Genomic DNA, 16,650 nt, shown 5'->3' on the forward strand with positions numbered 1-16,650 from the left:
ACTCGATCCAGGACTCGATGGAGAAGCAGATGCGGGCCGAACGTGACCGCCGCGCCGCCATCCTGACCGCGGAGGGAACCAAACAATCGGCCATCCTCACCGCCGAAGGTCAGCGCCAGTCCTCCATYCTGAAGGCCGAAGGCGACGCCAAGGCAGCGATCCTGCGGGCCGACGKCGAGGCGCAGGCCATCCAGAAGGTCTTCGACGCCATCCATAAGGGCAACCCGKACCCGAAGCTGCTGGCCTACCAGTATCTCCAGACCCTCCCGAAGATCGCTGAGGGCTCGTCGAACAAGCTGTGGATCATTCCCAGCGAGGTCGGCGACGCGCTCAAGGGGATCGGCAGCGTCCTGGGTACCGGACCGGCTCCGGTTCCAGCTCCCMCGGCGGCGACGGCGACGGATGCCGATCCGCTGGCCGCGCCCGGCGGGGTCGACACCCCGGGAAGCCGGGCCTAGGCCCCKGCACCTTCCGGATCCTCGGGCACCGCCCGCATCACGGTTCCAGGCAGTCCCCGCAGGCCCCCATGGCCCGGTCGTTCAGGCCCGGCCGTGGGGGCCCGCCGTTTAGGGCCGGATCAGGCGGGTACTCCTTACGYGGTCGGCGCCGCCCGGCTACTCGCTTTACCTCGTGGGCACCACTGCCGTATACTTGAGTATTTGTCCGGCCGGTTCAGCCGTCCGGAACAAAAACGCTTCGTACAGCGTTGATTCCAATGACGTGCCAAACAGTTTTTGTCACTGGTGACTGTCATCCGGCCCGGTCAGCGGGTCACTCGCGGTACAGCACAGTGCAACCAGAAGTCCGGCGCCTGACGGTCCCCGGATAACGCAGGGCTGGACCCTGCGAACCGAATAGAGGGAGAAAAGATGAGCGATCGCAGCCTGCGGGGTATGCGCCTTGGCGCGCAGAGCATGGAGACCGAATCCGGCGTCGAACCGGCTCCGCGCCAGCGGGTTGAATACCGTTGCGAGGACGGCGAGCAGGTGTTTGTKACGTTCTCCTCGGAAGCCGAAATCCCCCCGGTTTGGGTTTCGAAGACGGGCAAGGAGGCCTTGCTGGTGGACGGCGAACGCCCCGTCAACAGCAACGAAAAGGCAGTGCGTACGCACTGGGACATGCTGCTGGAACGCCGTAGCCTCCCCGAGCTTGAGCAGATCCTCGAAGACCGTCTCACGATCCTGCGCGAACGCCGCGGCGAACGCCGGTCGGCCTAGACGGCCAGCTCATACCACCGGCTAAAAAGGACCGGGCCCGCATCACTTGTGATGCGGGCCCGGTCCTTTTCGTAAGCGGTCTGCTTCCGGGACGGTGCCGTCCGGGCCGCTAGGCGTCCTTCTTGCCCCTGAGCTTGTTCCAGCGGGCCGTCAGGCCCCACTTCGTGACRTTGATCATGGCTTCGATGACGATGTTGCCGCTCATCTTCGATGCACCGAGTTCACGCTCAACAAAGGTGATGGGGCGCTCCACGATCGTCAGGCCGAGCTTGGCCACGCGCCAGGCCAGGTCCACCTGGAAGCCGTAGCCGACCGAGTCCACCGCATCCAGGTTCAGCTTCTCGAGCGTCGTCCGGCGGAAGGCACGKAAACCGCCGGTGACGTCCTTGATCTTAACGCCCAGCATGATCCGGGCGTAGGTGCTGCCGACCMGGCTGATGGCCTGCCGGTAGAGCGGCCAGTTGACGACGCTGCCGCCGGGAACCCAGCGTGAKCCCATGGCGAGGTCCGCGCCTTGCTCCACGGCCTCGATCAGCTGCGGCAGCTGCTCGGGCTGGTGCGAGCCGTCGGCGTCCATCTCCACGAGGATGTCGTAGCCGGCGTCCAGACCCCACTTGAAGCCCGCGATGTAGGCGGCGCCGAGCCCGGCCTTGCCGGCCCGGTGCAGGACGTGGATCTGGCCGTCGTCGGCGGCCATGCGGTCCGCCAGCTGTCCTGTGCCGTCCGGGCTGTTGTCGTCGACAACCAGCACATCGGAAGCGGGCACGGCTGTGCGCAGGCGACCGAGGGTCTTGGGCAACGATTCCAGCTCGTTATAGGTGGGGATGATGGTGAGGACACGCACTGCGAGGCCTTTCCTTGAAGGGAGCGGTCGGTGCGCCGGCAGAGAATTGTCGAAGACTTCCAGGCGCAACTTCCCATTATAGGGAGTCGCACGCGCGTGACGGGCCGCATGGCGGCCCCGGGCAGGTCCACTCGCTTCGGGCCAGTACCGGCGGGCCTGAATATTTCGGCSCCGGAACCGTTTTCTGCTGCGAAGTAGACCCGCCCCCTCGGGGTGCCCGTGGTCATGACCAGTAAAGCTCCCGCGGGTGCGGCAACCTGGAATGGACCGGGGACTACCGGAGCCTGCGCCGTACGCAACCCTCCGTTGACCCTCAATGCTACGGCGGCACCCCGATCTGTCAACCGAGCCGTGACCTGCCGTTTTGTCCWTCGTCCCAGTTCAGGGCACGGGCCCGCGGGTCAATGTTTCTGGGCCTCCGGCTGTTTGCGTCGCCCGTACGGTCAGGCGCCGAGCGCTCCGCTGGCGTAGAGTTCCTGGCCGTCGCGGACCGTCTGGAGGCAGACGGGGTCCGTGCCCGTATCCAGTGCCGGCAGGAGTGGCGTACGGGCCCGCGGGTCGGTGCTCCAGGACTGCACCCGGCCGTCKGCAACCTGGACCATGAGTTCCTCGACCTCCCAGACAGCGAAGCTGGCCGGAGCTCCGGGCACCAGCTGCCCGGCCATGGGGTTGCGGTAGCGGGCCGCCCGMCAGCCGGCCCGGGTGTGGCCGAGGAACGCGGCGCGGGCCGAGATCCGCTCTGCCGGGTTGGTGTGCTCCAGGCACGCCCGCACGCTGGACCACGGCCGTAGCGGCGTGACGGGGGTGTCGCTGCCGAAGCAGATCGGCACGCCGGCCGCGTAGAGGCTTGCAAAAGCGTTCATGCCCAGCCGGCGGTCGCCGAGRCGCTGCTGGTACAGGCTGTTTCCGTCGCCCCACAGCGCGTCGAAGACCGGCTGGGCGCTGACGGTGACGGAGTAGCGGGCCAGCCGCGTGATTGCCGCGCGATCCGCGAGCTCGACGTGCTCGAAGCGGTGTCCCGCGGCGCGGACGCGCTGTTCGCCCACCTCGGCAGCGGCCAGGTCCAGGGCATCCAGGGCTGCGTCCAGGCCGGCGTCACCAATCACGTGGAAGCCTGCCTGAACGCCCAGGAGCGAGCACGCCGCAAGGTGGGCGGCCGCCTCGGCCACGGAGAGGTACTGGCTGCCGCGCTCCCCCGGTGCGTCGGCGTAGTCGGCACGCAGGGACGCGGTCCGTGAGCCGATCGAGCCGTCGATGTTGAGGTCGCCGGCAAGGCCCAGAACCGGGACGCCCAGGCCGTCCAGGATGGACCGGGCGTGGTCCTCGGAGGTCGCCAGCTCGCCCCAATAGGGCAGGATTTCCGKCACCGGATGCGTGGCATCGTCGACTGCGCCGGAGGCGCTGTTCCAGCCCGCCGCTACCCGCAGGTCCTCAACCGTCCCGATGTGCGGAGCGGCCATCTCCGCGAGGGCCACGTATCCGTTCGCGGCCGCCTCGGCGAGGGCGCGCCGCTGGTAGCCGCGCAGGGTGTCCGCCGGCAGCTGGCGGGCCACCTGGCGGGCCGCGGTGTGGGCGCCGCGCTTGACCTGGCTGTCGGCGGTGAAGCCGTCGAGCCCTTCCAGCCCCGCCGACGCCGCCAGGGAGCTGGACACCAGGGCCGAGTGGGCATCCACACGGGCCAGGTAGACCTTGCGGCCGCCGGCGGCGCGTTCGATTTCCTCCCGGCTGGGCAGCGCGGGGTTGGTCCAAGTGGTCTCGTCCCAGCCGTGGCCCAGCACGGTACCGCCCGCGCTGGAGGCGGAGGCGCTGGAGGTGGAGGCGCTGGAGGCGGAGACGGCGTCGAGCAGTTCAGCGGCGGAGCGGACGCCCGCCAGCTGCAGCGAATCGAKCGCGATACCGGTTTCCGTCAGGTGGACGTGGGAGTCGACGAATCCGGGGGCCAGCAGCGCGCCCTGCAGATCGATCACCTCCATCGAAGAKTCCGCAATGGAGGTGGCAGCCTGTTCGGAACCGACCCAGGCGACGGTATCGCCGTCGACCAGCATCGCGGTCGCGAAAGGGTCGGCCGCCGTGTAGACGGAGCCGTTGCGGTACAGCGTGACTTTGCGGGCTGCGGCAGCCGGCGAATCGGTCATAGGTCGGTAACTCCTCGTAACGGGTGGCCGGCGTGGCGCCGGCGGGTTCAAAAGTCTTGGCAGGCCGCGGTCGCGGGCCAGCGAGCGGGCCGGTAGGGCCCGCAGCCTACGCGATGGAGGAATAGGCGACGACGCCGCGTTTGATGAGCTTGATCGCCTCCGCGCAGAGCCGCGCAATCCGGKGGTCGAGGGTCKGGATGTCGGCKAGCTGGTCCAAAAGGTCAATGACCTGTTTGACCCAGCGGACAAAGTCGCCTGCGGCCAGGTCGGTGCCGCTGAGCACGTCCTGGAGGTGCCGGCCCTTGGCCCATTTGAAGATCGGCCAGACGAGGCCGAGTTCGGGCTCACCGGTGAGCGGCAGCTTGTTGGCCTCCTCCACGTCCTCGAGGGCGGACCACTCGCGCACCACGGTATCGACGGCGGATTCCAGCGAGATGCTCGGCATCTTGGGTCGCAGGCCGCGKTCCTCGCGTTTGGCCTGGTAGACGAGCACACTGGCCAGGGCGGCGATTTCGGCGGCGTCGAGGTCGTTGAACGCACCCATCCGCAGGGACTGCGAGATCAGCAGGTCCTTTTCGCCGTAGATCCGCCGCAGCCGCTGACCGTCCGGGCTGATGTTCAGCACGMCGGTGTCCGAGGTCTCCAGGTAGCCGTAGCTCGTCAGGACGCCGCACACGCGGTCGAATGTCTTGGCGATGGTGTTGGTCCGGCCCTGGATCTGACGAATCAGCCCGTCCGTCTCCTGGCGGAGCTTCCACCAGCGCTCGGACCAGCGTGCATGGTCCTCGCGTTCGCTGCAGCCGTGGCACGGGTGGGCGCGGAGCTCCCTGCGCAACTCGGCGATCCGTTTCTCCTGGTTKGGCGCGGCCGCAGACCGGCCGAAGTCCTCGTCGCGGCGCGGGGGCGCCGGCGGACGGTGCTCGCGAATGGCGTTGCGCACCGAGGACGCCAGGTCGCGGCGCGACTTGGGGACCTTGGCGTTKAAGGACTTGGGAATCCTGATCCGCGTGATGGGCGACAACGGACCCTCGACGTCCTGCAGTCCGATCCGGCGGAGCTGGTTGTCCAGCGTCATGACGGCGGGGCGGGGCTCCCTGGATTCGTGGTCGGAGCTGAGCACCACCGCGAGACCCGGCGACTTTCCGGAGGGAACATCCACCACGTCGCCCGGAAGCAAGCGGCTCAGGGAGTCCTCCGTGAGCGACTTCACCGCCCGGTGGCTGCTCCTGGACGCCATCTTCTCGGCATCGGCCAGCGCGCGCCGCAACCGGGCGTACCCGGTGAAGTCGCCCAGGTGGCAGGTCATGGACTTGCTGAAACCCGCGAGGGACTCCTCCCGGCTACGGACCTGCCGGGCAAGTCCCACCACCGACCGGTCCGCCTGGAACTGCGCAAAGKACGATTCGAGGATTTCCCGGGCGCGGGGGCGGCCAAACTGTGCCAGGAGGTTGATGGACATGTTGTAGGTGGGCCGGAAGCTTGAGTTGAGCGGGTACGTCCGGCGTGAGGCGAGACCGGCGACGGCGGCCGGATCGGTGCCGGGCTGCCACAGCACCACCGCGTGGCCCTCGACGTCGATGCCCCGGCGGCCGGCACGGCCCGTCAGCTGGGTGTACTCCCCCGCCGTGATGTTGACGTGCGCCTCGCCGTTGAACTTGTCCAGCTTCTCCAGCACGACGCAGCGGGCCGGCATATTGACGCCCAGGGCGAGCGTTTCGGTGGCGAAGACGGCTTTGACCAGGCCGTCGACGAACAGCTTCTCCACGACCTCCTTGAAGGTCGGCAGCATGCCGGCATGGTGCGCGGCGAGTCCGCGMACCAGGCCGTCCCGCCAGCTCCAGAAGCCGAKCACGTCGAGATCATCCGAGGGGATGTCCTGGGCGGCTTCGTCAACGCGCTGGGCGATGATCTGCTGCTCGCGCTCATTCGTCAGCCAGAGCCCGGCGGAGACGCACTGCGCCACGGCTGCGTCRCAGCCGGCGCGAGAGAAGATGAACGTGATGGCCGGCAGGAGGTCCTGCCGGTCCAGGCTGGCGATGACCTGGGGCCGGCTGGCCTTCCGCACCGGGCTGCGCTGGCCGCCCTGGGGTTCGTCCCGCTGGCCGCGCTGCTGGCGGCGCTGGTTCCGTCCGCCATGGCCGAAGCGGCCACGGAAATTCATCTGGCTCTCGGCCCGTGCCATGGAAAGCAGCTCCGGGTTGACCTCGAAACCGGCCCGCGCGGACACCTCTGCCGTGACGGCGGTMGCTGTCACAGCAGCGGTAGCCGCCTCACTGCCAGCGCCCTCACGCGCCGGCGCGATCTCGTCGAAGCTGGTATCGCCGGCGAAAAGGTCCACGATCTTCCGGCCCACMATGACGTGMTGCCACAAGGGCACGGGGCGGTGCTCGGAGACGATCACGTCGGTCTGTCCGCGCACGGTATCGAGCCACGCGCCGAACTCCTCGGCGTTGGAGACCGTGGCACTMAGGGAGGCCACCTGGACCTCGCTTGGCAGGTGGATGATGACTTCCTCCCACACGGCGCCGCGGAAGCGGTCGGCCAGGTAGTGGACTTCGTCCATGACTACGAAACCAAGGTCGTCCAACGTGTCCGAATCCGCGTAGAGCATGTTGCGGAGCACTTCGGTGGTCATGACCACCACGGGTGCGTCGCCGTTGATGCTCGTATCGCCGGTGAGGAGGCCCACCTGGGCGGCACCGTACTTGGYGGCCAGTTCGGAGTACTTCTGGTTGCTCAGGGCTTTGATGGGCGTGGTGTAGAAAGCCTTGAGCCCGCGCTGGAGGGCCAGGTAGATGGCGAACTCGCCCACGATGGTCTTCCCGGCCCCGGTGGGGGCGGCCACCAGCACGCCGCGGCCGGCCTGCAGGGACAGGCATGCCTCGCGCTGGAACTCATCGAGTTCGAATTCCAGGGAGCGGATGAAACCGCCCAGGTAGGTCTTGGCTTCGGCAGCCCGCTCGACGCTGGCGCGGTAACGTTCGGACGGTGACTCCGGCGCGGGGTGTGACGACATGCTTMCAGCCTAATGCGCGAAGGCCTAGAGATTCTCCAGCTCGGAGCTTGKGGTGGCCTGATCTGCGGTGGCTTCGGTCTCGGCGGCGCGTTTGACGGCGCGTCGTTCKCGCCGGCGGTCGTTGAGCATGCACAGCCCGATCGCGGCGAAGAACAGGGCCAGCATGGGGACGGCGAGGTAGAACATGCTGGTGGCGTCGGCGCCGGGCGCGGCCATGGCGGCGAATAGGCACACCAGGAATACGGTGATCCGCCAGCTTTTGAGAAGTTGCTGGCCCTTGACGAGTCCGGCCAGGTTCAGTCCCACCAGGACCACCGGCAGGAGGAAGGCGATGCCGAAGGCCAGCAGCAGCCGCAGGACAAAGGTCAGGTAGACCTGGGCGCTGATGAAGTTGGAGCCGCCCGCCGGCGTGAATTCGGTCAGCACGCGCACCGCGTTGGGCAGCACGAGCCAGGCCAGCAGGACGCCGCCGACGAACAACGGCACGGCCGCTGCCACGAAGGACAGGGCGATGCGGCGTTCCTTCTTGTGCAGTCCGGGCACGATGAAGGCCCAGAGCTGGTAGAGCCAGACGSGGCTGGCGATGATCAGGCCMAGGAACACGGATACCTGGATCATGAGGTCGAACGAGCTCGCGACCCCGTCAAAGTTCAGCGTCGCCTGACGGCCTTGATGTTCGTTCAGGTCACGGATCGGCTTGATCAGCGCCTCAAGCATCGGCTGGTAGACGAGGAATCCCGCCACCGTCCCGAGGACGACGGCGATTGCCGCCTTGAAGAGCCGGTTGCGCAGCTCTTTCAGGTGGTCAAGGAGCGCCATCCTCCCCTCGGGGTTCGATCGACGGCTCATGGTTACTGCCATGCGGTCTTAGGCGCGGGTCGACGGCGGAACGTCGGTTCCGTCGCCCGTGCGGCTTTCCGGGGCGGCGGCCTGCGGGTGGTTAACAACCCGGCCCTCGACCGGCTCGGAGCCTTCCTTGGCGTCGGAGGTGCCGTCCTTCTTCATTTCCCGGACTTCCGACTTGAAAATGCGCATCGACTGGCCCAGGCTGCGGGCCATGCCCGGCAGCTTCGGTGCAGCGAACAGCACCAATGCCAGAACGATGATGATGATGAGATGCCAGCCTTCAAGCCTCATGTCAGGAGGTCCTTTCGTTTGAATACATCCTACGTCTAACCCAATTCGATGTCGCGCAGCGCCTGGGGCTGCCCGCGGTCCTTCTTGCGCTGGATGCGGCGCAGCCGGCGGGCGTCCTGCCGGGCGAGCTTGGATGCGTCGTAATCATGACGCATCCGGGCAGGCGAGGCAAAAACAGCGCCACCGGGTACCGGTTGAGGGGCCGTTCCGCCCGGGCGGCCGGTCCCGCCGTCGGCAGGCACCGGCAGGGAGCCCGCAGCTGCGTCAGCGGGTGACGGAAGGCGGGAAAACCGGTCCATGGCTTCACCGAGTTCCCGGAGCGCGGTGGTGGCTTGCCGGTACAAACGCACGCCGAGCACGCCGTAGAACAACAGCGACAGCGCGACGAGCGCTATCCAGATCACGATCCAGGACCACCAAGGCATGCTGATTAGTCTATCGGGCGGTCCGGCAAGTCCTCGTATTGCGTCAGGGCGGCGGCGAGCCACTGCCGGGACGCCTCGGCGAGGGCGGCCGGCTGCAGGATCCGCACCGTGCCTCCGTGCTGTGCGACGAACATCGGCAGCCAGTCCGTGCTGCCKAACCGGATCTCGGCCAGCAGGCCGCCACCAGGCAGGGCGGCGGTCCGATCGGCATAGTAGTCGTCGGCGAGGCCGGTGCCGCGGGGGGTAAGTTGCACCACCACCAACGTGTCGTCGTCGTTCGGTGTGAACAGCTTCACCGGGAAGCTGTCCGCCGGTGTCGCCGTTCCGGCTGCCGGGCGTCCGTTGGGCGTGAGGTCCTCGATCCTGTCCAGGCGGAAGTTGCGCAGGCCCCCGGCCAGGTGGCAGTACGCCTCGAGGTACCACGTGTTGTCGAGCGAATACAGCCGCAGGGGGTCCACGTCGCGTTCGGAGACGGTGTCGCGCTGTGGGGAGAAGTACTTCAGATGAAGCTGTGCGCCGGACCGGATCGCGGCGCGGGCGGTCTCCAGGGTGGCGGAGTTTCCGGGGGCCACCTCGGGGCCGGAGAGCGAGGCCGCTTTGAGCCCCTCCTCCCCCGCCGMGGCCATGAGCTTGAGCGTCACCGATTCAAGCGCGCCGCCTGCGGMGAGTTCAGGCAGGCCGTTGAGCGTCTCCAGGCCCGTCAGTAGCGCGCRGGCCTCGTCAACGGTGAAACGGACCGGGCGGGTCAGGTCCAGGTCCTGGGTGATGAAGACGTGGTCGTCGTCCCACTGAATGTCCAGCAGATCGTCGGGGTAGCCTTCCGGCAGGCCCGAGCAGATCAGGATGCGCAAATCGTCCTCGAGGGCCTTGCGGGTGATTCCGAAGCGGGCGGCCACCTCGCTGATGTGCAGCCCCTGGTTGTGGACCAGGAAGGGAACCAGTTGCAGCATCCGCTTGAGCTGGTCCTCGGACGTGCGTTTGCGGGGGCGGGCGGCACGGCCGGCCTCGGGGAAGGCCACCTCCGGGACCGGCGCGGCGGCGAACGCTACGGCCGCGGTGAGGCGGCGGCGGACGGCGGMGGCGAGTTCGGGCGGCGACACCACGACGGCCCGGGGACCGTAGGAGGCCAGCTCCTCGCCCWGCGTTTCGGCATCGCGGAAGGGCACGGTAAGGCGGTCCCGTCCCGCCGCGGGCTGCTCCCCGGGTTCCGCGGCGGCACCGGCGTCCGGGCCGGCGTCGGGCCCCGAAAGGGCGCGTTTGCGCAATCCGAGTAGCCGACCCTGGTCGACGTCGACGACGGCGGTCTGCACCGGCAGTTCGGCCAGGGCCGCCAGTTCGGCGCGGACGTTGAACCCGGCCGGCGGGGTGAAGCTCTCCTTGTCCAGCACTGTCACGGCGGAGGTCAGCCGGGACAGCCGGAAGTACMGCTTGTCCCCACGGTCCCGGTCGTGGCCAACGAGGTACCACTGGCCGAAGCGGCTGCCGAGGCCCCAGGGCTCGACGAGGCGTTCCTGCTCCTTGCCGGTGCTGCCGGCGAGGTAGCTGAAGCTGACCGGGTGCTGGGCGTGCATGGCGGCCACCAGGTCCTCGAACGCCTGACCGGCAGGTCGGATGCGCGGCTGGACCCCGACGGGGAGTTCGGCGTCGACGAGGCCGCCGGCGGCCTGCAGCTTGCGGACCGCGTCGACGGCGGCGGAGCCGAGCGCGGCGTGCTCCCAGAGTTGCGCCGCGAGGATCAGCACCGTGCACTCTTCGGGGGTGAGGCTGACGTCCGGGAGCCGGTTCGATTCCTTGCCGATCCGGTACCGGGTGGTGGCGGGGTCGTCGGAGCCCCAGCCCTGGTCCGTCACGGTCTCAACATCGAAGCCAAACTGGCGCAGCTCTCCTTTGTCGCGTTCGAACATGCGGCCGAACGCGACATCACTGCTCGTCGTGTCGCGGTAGACCTTTGCGCGCAGCTCGCTGCGGCGCAGGCCGTACTTGGTGTTGAGCAGGGCAATGAGCAGGTTCAGGAGACGTTCTGTACGTGAGGCGGACACCCCGCAAGGGTACTAAAGCCGATCCCCGAAAAAGACGAAAGCGCGGCAACAGCCGGAAGAACTTTTCCGATTGTTACCGCGCTTGCGCCCCAAGGGGGTGATTCAGGTGCTGGTTCAGTCTGCTGATGCAGCCGGCCCTGCTGTTGGTGCTCGGCGTCCCTTAGCGGACGGCGACGAGGTCGACGACGAAGATCAAGGCCTCGTTGGGGCCGATCGCCCCGCCGGCGCCACGGGAACCGTAGGCAAGCTCGGAGGGAATCTCGAGGCGGCGGCGGCCGCCGACCTTCATCCCGAGGAGGCCCTGGTCCCAGCCCTGGATGACCTGGCCGACGCCGACCCGGAAGTCCAGCGGCGCGCCGCGGCCCCAGGACGCGTCGAATTCTTCACCGGTGGACCAGGCGACGCCCACGTAGTGGGTGGAAACGGTGTCGCCGGCTTTGGCCTCGGCGCCGTCGCCTTCGATCAGGTCCGTGATGACCAGTTCGGTGGGGACGTCTCCTTGGGGGAAGTCGATTTCCGGCTTTTCGCGGTCGAGTTTGCGCTGTCCAAATGACATGGTTGCTCCTTTGGGGGGTGACGTGTGGTGGATGCGGTGGATTACTTGACGCCGAGGATGTCGACGACGAAGACKAGGTCGCCCTTGGCGTCGCCTTGGCCCTGATCACCGTAGGCGAGGTCCTTCGGGACCACCAAAAGGACGCGCGAGCCGACCGTCTTGCCGGTCAGGCCCTGGGTCCAGCCCTTGATGACGCCGGTGAGCGGGAAGGTGGCCTTCTGGCCCCGGTCAAAGCTGGAATCGAACACCTTGCCGGTCGCCAGGGCGACGCCCACGTAGTTGACCGTGATGGTGTCGGAGTCCTTGACGGCCTGGCCCTTGCCGGTGATGAGGTCCTGGGAGACCAGCGCGGTCGGTGCCGGGACGCCTGCAACGGAGATCTCCGGAACGCCCTTGTCGTTTTCCTTGACGGTCGGCAGTCCGGCCGGCGGGGTGACGACGTCGCCCTGCGGCTTGTCCAGGACCGGCGGAGCGTCCTTGGCGGAGAGCACCTTGACGATCAGGAGCTGCGTGGGCTTGGCCTCGGTGCCTTCGGCTGCGGCCTGGCCGGGGACGGCCAGGGCAATGTGGGAGCCCACCTTGGCGCCCACGAAAGCGTTGTAGATCACGGGGCTGCTGGTCTTGAGCTCGTCGTTCAGTTCCAGCGGCTCGGGATCGTTCGGGAACGTGTCTTCGAGGGTGGAGCCGTCCGTGCCGTTGAAGGCCACGATCGAGATGTCGGCGATCTGGTTAGCCTTCACCCGGTCGCCGCTGCCCTCGGTGACCACCTTGACAGTGGGTTCCTTGACGTCGAGCGGCTTGGTGAATTCAACACCGGGGGCCTTCTTGTCGCCGTTCTCCGTGAGTTTGACCGAGTCCAGCTTGGCGGTCTCACCCGCGGACTGGCTGGTGGGTTCCGGCGCCGGGGGCGCTTCGCCGCCGCCACAGGCGGTCAGCAGCAGCAGTCCGGGCAGAAGAATTGCAAGTAGTCGGCGCACTTGGAAACTTTCGTCGAGGCAGGGTGGACTCAGTGCCGTTCGGTTTCCCGGGGCAAAGAAAGCGGCGGCCGCAAGGCGGCCCTACCTCAGAATAACGTGGAAAGCTGGGTATCAGCCCATCGAGTCCAGCAGGGCATCGACCCGCTCGTCCACGCTCCGGAACGGATCCTTGCACAGGATGGTCTGGTGGGCGCGGTCGTTGAGCTTCAGATGAACCCAGTCCACGGTGTAGTCACGTCCYAGTTCCTGGGCGCGCCGGACGAAGTCGCCGCGGAGTTTGGCGCGGGTGGTMTGCGGCGGGGCGTCCACCGCGTCCTTGACTGTGGTGTCGTCCACTACCCGGCGGGTGGCTCCGCGGGCCTGGAGCAGGTAGAAGAGGCCGCGGCTGCGGGAGATGTCGTGGTAAGTCAGGTCAAGCTGCGCGATCCGGGGGGCGTCGAGCCCCAGGCCGTGCCGTTCGCGGTAGTTGTCCATGAGCTTCTTCTTGATGGCCCAGTCCACTTCGGTGTCGATCGTGCTGGTGTCACCGCTTTCGATCGCATCCAAGGTGCGCTCCCACAGGTCAAGGATGAGCGGCACGTGGGCGTTGTGGGCACCGTTTTCGGCCACAAACGCGGTCACCTTGCTCAGGTACTCGCGCTGGATCTCCAGAGCCGTGAGCTGCCGGCCGTTGGCTAGCCTCACCAGGGCCCGGCCGCTGAGGTCGTGTGAGATTTCCCGGATGCTGCGGATCGGGTTCTMCATCCGCATGTCGMGCATGATCACCCCGGCCTCGATCATCCGCAGGATCAGGTCCACCGTGCCGATCTTGAGCAGGGCCGTGGTTTCGGACATGTTGGAATCGCCCACGATCACGTGCAGGCGCSGGTAGAACTCGGCATCCGCGTGCGKCTCGTCCCGGGTGTTGATGATGGGCCGGGAACGGGTGGTGGCCGAGGACACGCCCTCCCAGATATGGTCGGCCCGCTGGGAGAACGCGAAGGTGGCCCCGTGCGGGGTCTTCAGAATTTTGCCGGCCCCGGCGATCAGCTGGCGCGTCACCAGGAACGGGATCAGGATCTCGGCGAGCCGGGAAAATTCCCCGCGGCGCGGGATGAGGTAGTTTTCGTGGCTGCCGTAGGAGTTTCCGGCCGAGTMGGTGTTGTTCTTGAACAGGTAGACGGTGCCGTTGAAGCCCTCGGCCGCCAGCCGTTCCTGGGCCTCGTCCACGAGGTCGCACAGGATMAGTTCCCYGGCGCGGTCGTGCGCGATCAGCTGGGCGAGGTCGTCGCACTCGGCCGTGGCGTACTCGGGGTGGGATCCGACATCCAGGTAGAGACGCGAACCGTTGGTCAGGAAGACGTTGGAGGACCGCCCCCAGCTGACCACCTTGCGGAAGAGGTAGCGGGCGACTTCCTCCGGCGCGAGCGGCCGGGATTCCGGGCTTGAATAGGAAATTCCGAATTCGGTTTCGATGCCGAATATGCGCTTGTCCATCTCACTTCTCCTCAGCCAGCAGTGCCACGATGTCCGCGTCCTCGAGCCGCCGGAACGCCCGGCGGGTGCCGCGGCCGGTTTCCGAACCGCGGTCCAGTACGGCAACTTCCAGCGCGGACGCCGGCAGGGTGGTTGTTTCCTTGTCCGCCACGAGCCCGGCGAGGGCCAGCCGGATGGCCCCGGCGAAGTCGAGTTCGCCCTGCCAGCCCGCCGCGACCGCCTCGGACACCTTGTCCGCCTGCCCGCCCATCACGATGAAGCCGTGTTCATCGGCGATGGACCCGTCAAACGTCAGCCGGTACAGGTGGTCCGCCTCCTGGGTCCGGGCGACTTCGGCGACGGCCAGTTCCACCTCGAAGGGCTTCTGCTCGGCCGTGAACACCGCTCCGAGGCTCTGGGCGTAGACGCTGGCCAGGCCGCGGGCCGTGACATCCTCACGGTCGTAGGAGTAGCCGCGGACGTCGGCGTACCGCACCCCGGCCTGTCGCAGGCTCTCAAACTCGTTGTATTTTCCGACGGCGGCGAACGCGATTTTGTCGTAGATCTCGCCGATCTTGTGCAGTGACGGGGACGGGTTCTCCGCCACGAGGGCAATCCCGTCTTTGCAGCTGATGACCACCACCGAGCGTCCGCGGGCGATGCCCTTCCGTGCGAAGTCCGCACGGTCCTTCATCAGCTGTTCGGGGGATACATAAAACTGTTGCGTCATGCTAGGCCTCCCGCTGGGCGACGGCCCGGGATTCGATGATGCGGCCGGCCACTGCGGCGAGGTCGCGGTCCGGGACCCGGACGGCGCCTGTCCGGTTCACCACGTAGACCACCGGCCACAGTTGCCGGACCGGGTCGGGGCCGCCCGTGGCGGAGTCGTCGTCGGCGGCGTCGTACAGTGCCTCGACGGCGACCGCCACGGCATCCTGCTCCGAGAGCCCGGGGCGCCAGAGTTTCTTCAGCGCGCCGCGGGCGAACATCGAGCCGGATCCCACGGCATGGTGTTCCTGTTCCTMGTAGCGGCCGCCCGTGACGTCGTAGGAAAAAAGCCTGCCGAAGCCGGCGGGCCGGTCGAACMCCGCGAACAGGGGGACGACGGCGAGGCCCTGCATCGCCATGGGCAGGTTGCCCCGGACCATGGCGCCGAGCCGGTTCGCCTTGCCGTCCAGGCTCAGGAGCGTGCCTTCGATCTTCTCGTAGTGCTCCAGCTCGACCTGGAACAGCCGGGTGATGTCGAGGGCGATTCCGGCGGTTCCGGCGATGCCCAGTACGGAGTACTGGTCGGCGGGGAAGACTTTCTCAATGTGCCGGCTCGCGATGACGTTGCCCATCGTGGCGCGTCGGTCCCCGGCCATCAGCACTCCCCCGGCGTAGCTCATCGCCACAATCGTGGTTCCGTGCGGGGCCTGGAGGGGTGCTGCGGTCTGGCCGGCGGCGGGCAGCTGGTTGAAAGGCATGTGGCCGAAGGGCATTAAGTCGGGCCGCTCGCGCTGCAGATGCTCGGTGAATGAGGACGTCGCGTTGGCTGCTACGCGGTTGGCTGTTGTTTCCTGCACTGACGCTCCCTCAACGTGGTGGATCAACGACWCTTCCGGCTCTTAGCCCCTCCTGCCGCCCTCATCCGGCGGCCGTCGGCGCTCTTACTGGCCGCCCTTTTGGACGAATGCGCGGACGAATTCCTCGGCGTTGGATTCCAGCACGCCGTCGATCTCGTCGAGGAGATCGTCAACGCCCTGGGTGGCTGCCGACGCCTGGGCGTCCGCGGGGGCCGGCGGCGCGGCGGGGACGTCCTCGTCAACCTCGGTGTCCCGCGACTGCGGCTGCTGCTGCTCCTGGCCTGCCATTGTTCTCTCCTTCATGTCCGTCCCYTTTTCTCGTAAGGGACATCCTGTAGCAATAGTGCCACGCGCGGGGCGCCCGCGGGGGCCTTTTGTTCCTAGGAACCGGGGCTGAGCCCCAGCAGTTCGGCCAGGAACGTCCCGGCCTCCCGGTGCCGGGCGAAGAGGCCGCCGGTGAGGGCCTCGGTTCCGCGCAGCGGCTCCCGGGTGGGGACCCGCTGGAGCCTGCCGCGGCCGGGGAKATCGAAGATCACCGAGTCCCAGCTCGCGCCCGCGAGGTCGGCGCCGAAGCGGCTGACGCAGCGTCCGCGGAAGTACGCGCGCGTGTCCGACGGCGGTTCGGTCACCGCGCGGCTGATCGCGGCGTCGTCGACGATCCGTTGCATCCGGTCGCGGGCCAGCAGGCGGTAGTAGAGCCCTTTTTMGGGGCGGATGTCGGCCCATTGCAGGTCCACGAGGCCCAGCCGGGCATTGTCCCAGTCGAGCCCGTCGCGCTGGCGGTAGCCCTCCAGCAGGGACAGTTTGGCAAGCCATTCCACGGAGGAGGCGGCTGCCGCCCGGTCACCCCCAAGTTCACTCAAGGTGCCGGACCAGCGTTCCAGGACCTCGTGGGTGTGCCCGTCGCCGTCCACGGCGTCCGCAACGCCGGTGTCCTGAGCGCGTTTGGAGGCGGCCTCGAAATAGATCCATTGCAGGTCCAGGGCGGTGATCCGCCGGCCGTCGCTCAGGCGCAGCATCGCGGTCAGCGAGGTGTCGTGGCTGACCGTCTGCAGGGCCGCGACGGGCTCGTGAACCTCAATCCGCGGCGCCAGGCCGGCCTCGATCAGGCTCAGGACCATCGCGGTGGTGCCGAACTTGAGGAAGTTGGAGGCCTGGCTGAGGTTGGCGTCACCGATGATGACGTGGAGCCGGCGGTACTTGTCCGCGGTGGCGTGGGGTTCGTCCCGGGTGTTGATGATGGGCCGGCGGATGGTGGTTTCCAGGCCCACTTCGGTTTCGAAG

The 16,650-nt window shown here is 67.7% G+C and carries 16 protein-coding genes; 2 read left to right on the forward strand and 14 right to left on the reverse strand.

All coding sequences use genetic code 11. The annotated features are described in order from the left end of the window. A partial coding sequence (locus AC1DBQ_RS14655; RefSeq protein WP_476929199.1) for an SPFH domain-containing protein occupies positions 1–458 on the forward strand: 458 nt, incomplete at its 5' end. 411 nt (positions 459–869) lie between these two features. After that, a complete protein-coding gene (locus AC1DBQ_RS14660) occupies positions 870–1,217 on the forward strand; it encodes an RNA polymerase-binding protein RbpA (protein WP_026266329.1) in 348 nt (115 codons plus the stop codon). 109 nt (positions 1,218–1,326) lie between these two features. On the opposite strand, the gene AC1DBQ_RS14665 is transcribed toward AC1DBQ_RS14660, so the two are convergent. From AC1DBQ_RS14665 to AC1DBQ_RS14730, 14 genes are all read right to left on the reverse strand, one after another. After that, positions 1,327–2,061 carry a polyprenol monophosphomannose synthase gene (locus AC1DBQ_RS14665; RefSeq protein WP_476929200.1) on the reverse strand — a complete coding sequence of 245 codons (735 nt, stop codon included), beginning with the start codon at positions 2,059–2,061 and terminating at the stop codon, positions 1,327–1,329. 443 nt (positions 2,062–2,504) lie between these two features. Continuing rightward, on the reverse strand, positions 2,505–4,196 hold the full coding sequence (locus AC1DBQ_RS14670) for an amidohydrolase (RefSeq protein WP_476929201.1): 1,692 nt from the start codon (positions 4,194–4,196) through the stop codon (positions 2,505–2,507). 106 nt (positions 4,197–4,302) lie between these two features. Then, the gene (locus AC1DBQ_RS14675) at positions 4,303–7,212 is read right to left on the reverse strand and encodes a DEAD/DEAH box helicase (RefSeq protein ID WP_476929202.1); all 2,910 of its coding nucleotides are present in this window, start codon (positions 7,210–7,212) and stop codon (positions 4,303–4,305) included. A gap of 24 nt (positions 7,213–7,236) precedes the next feature. After that, the gene (gene tatC / locus AC1DBQ_RS14680; RefSeq protein WP_476929211.1) at positions 7,237–8,031 is read right to left on the reverse strand and encodes a twin-arginine translocase subunit TatC; all 795 of its coding nucleotides are present in this window, start codon (positions 8,029–8,031) and stop codon (positions 7,237–7,239) included. A 48-nt stretch (positions 8,032–8,079) separates the two neighbouring features. Further along, positions 8,080–8,349, reverse strand: coding sequence for a Sec-independent protein translocase subunit TatA (gene tatA, locus AC1DBQ_RS14685; RefSeq protein WP_116765673.1), 270 nt, complete (start codon positions 8,347–8,349; stop codon positions 8,080–8,082). Between the two features lie 35 nt (positions 8,350–8,384). Then, positions 8,385–8,774: a hypothetical protein gene (locus AC1DBQ_RS14690; protein ID WP_476929203.1), complete on the reverse strand. Its 390-nt coding sequence runs from the start codon at positions 8,772–8,774 to the stop codon at positions 8,385–8,387. 5 nt (positions 8,775–8,779) lie between these two features. Further along, positions 8,780–10,813, reverse strand: a complete 2,034-nt coding sequence (locus AC1DBQ_RS14695; RefSeq protein WP_476929204.1) for a helix-turn-helix transcriptional regulator — start codon at positions 10,811–10,813, stop codon at positions 8,780–8,782. Between the two features lie 160 nt (positions 10,814–10,973). Next, a complete protein-coding gene (locus tag AC1DBQ_RS14700) occupies positions 10,974–11,369 on the reverse strand; it encodes an FKBP-type peptidyl-prolyl cis-trans isomerase (RefSeq protein ID WP_476929205.1) in 396 nt (131 codons plus the stop codon). 41 nt (positions 11,370–11,410) lie between these two features. Further along, positions 11,411–12,346, reverse strand: coding sequence for an FKBP-type peptidyl-prolyl cis-trans isomerase (locus AC1DBQ_RS14705; RefSeq protein ID WP_476929206.1), 936 nt, complete (start codon positions 12,344–12,346; stop codon positions 11,411–11,413). A gap of 111 nt (positions 12,347–12,457) precedes the next feature. Then, on the reverse strand, positions 12,458–13,822 hold the full coding sequence (gene pafA / locus AC1DBQ_RS14710; protein ID WP_476929207.1) for a Pup--protein ligase: 1,365 nt from the start codon (positions 13,820–13,822) through the stop codon (positions 12,458–12,460). A gap of 1 nt (position 13,823) precedes the next feature. Beyond that, on the reverse strand, positions 13,824–14,531 hold the full coding sequence (gene prcA, locus AC1DBQ_RS14715; RefSeq protein WP_476929208.1) for a proteasome subunit alpha: 708 nt from the start codon (positions 14,529–14,531) through the stop codon (positions 13,824–13,826). Between the two features lies 1 nt (position 14,532). Beyond that, positions 14,533–15,366: a proteasome subunit beta gene (gene prcB, locus AC1DBQ_RS14720; protein ID WP_476929209.1), complete on the reverse strand. Its 834-nt coding sequence runs from the start codon at positions 15,364–15,366 to the stop codon at positions 14,533–14,535. A gap of 84 nt (positions 15,367–15,450) precedes the next feature. After that, the gene (locus tag AC1DBQ_RS14725; protein WP_026266331.1) at positions 15,451–15,654 is read right to left on the reverse strand and encodes a ubiquitin-like protein Pup; all 204 of its coding nucleotides are present in this window, start codon (positions 15,652–15,654) and stop codon (positions 15,451–15,453) included. Between the two features lie 92 nt (positions 15,655–15,746). Beyond that, positions 15,747–16,650, reverse strand: a 904-nt coding sequence (locus tag AC1DBQ_RS14730; protein WP_476929210.1) for a proteasome accessory factor PafA2 family protein, incomplete at its 5' end; no start/stop codon positions are given.

It is taken from the genome of Arthrobacter sp. 10T413_2, from assembly GCF_056394205.1.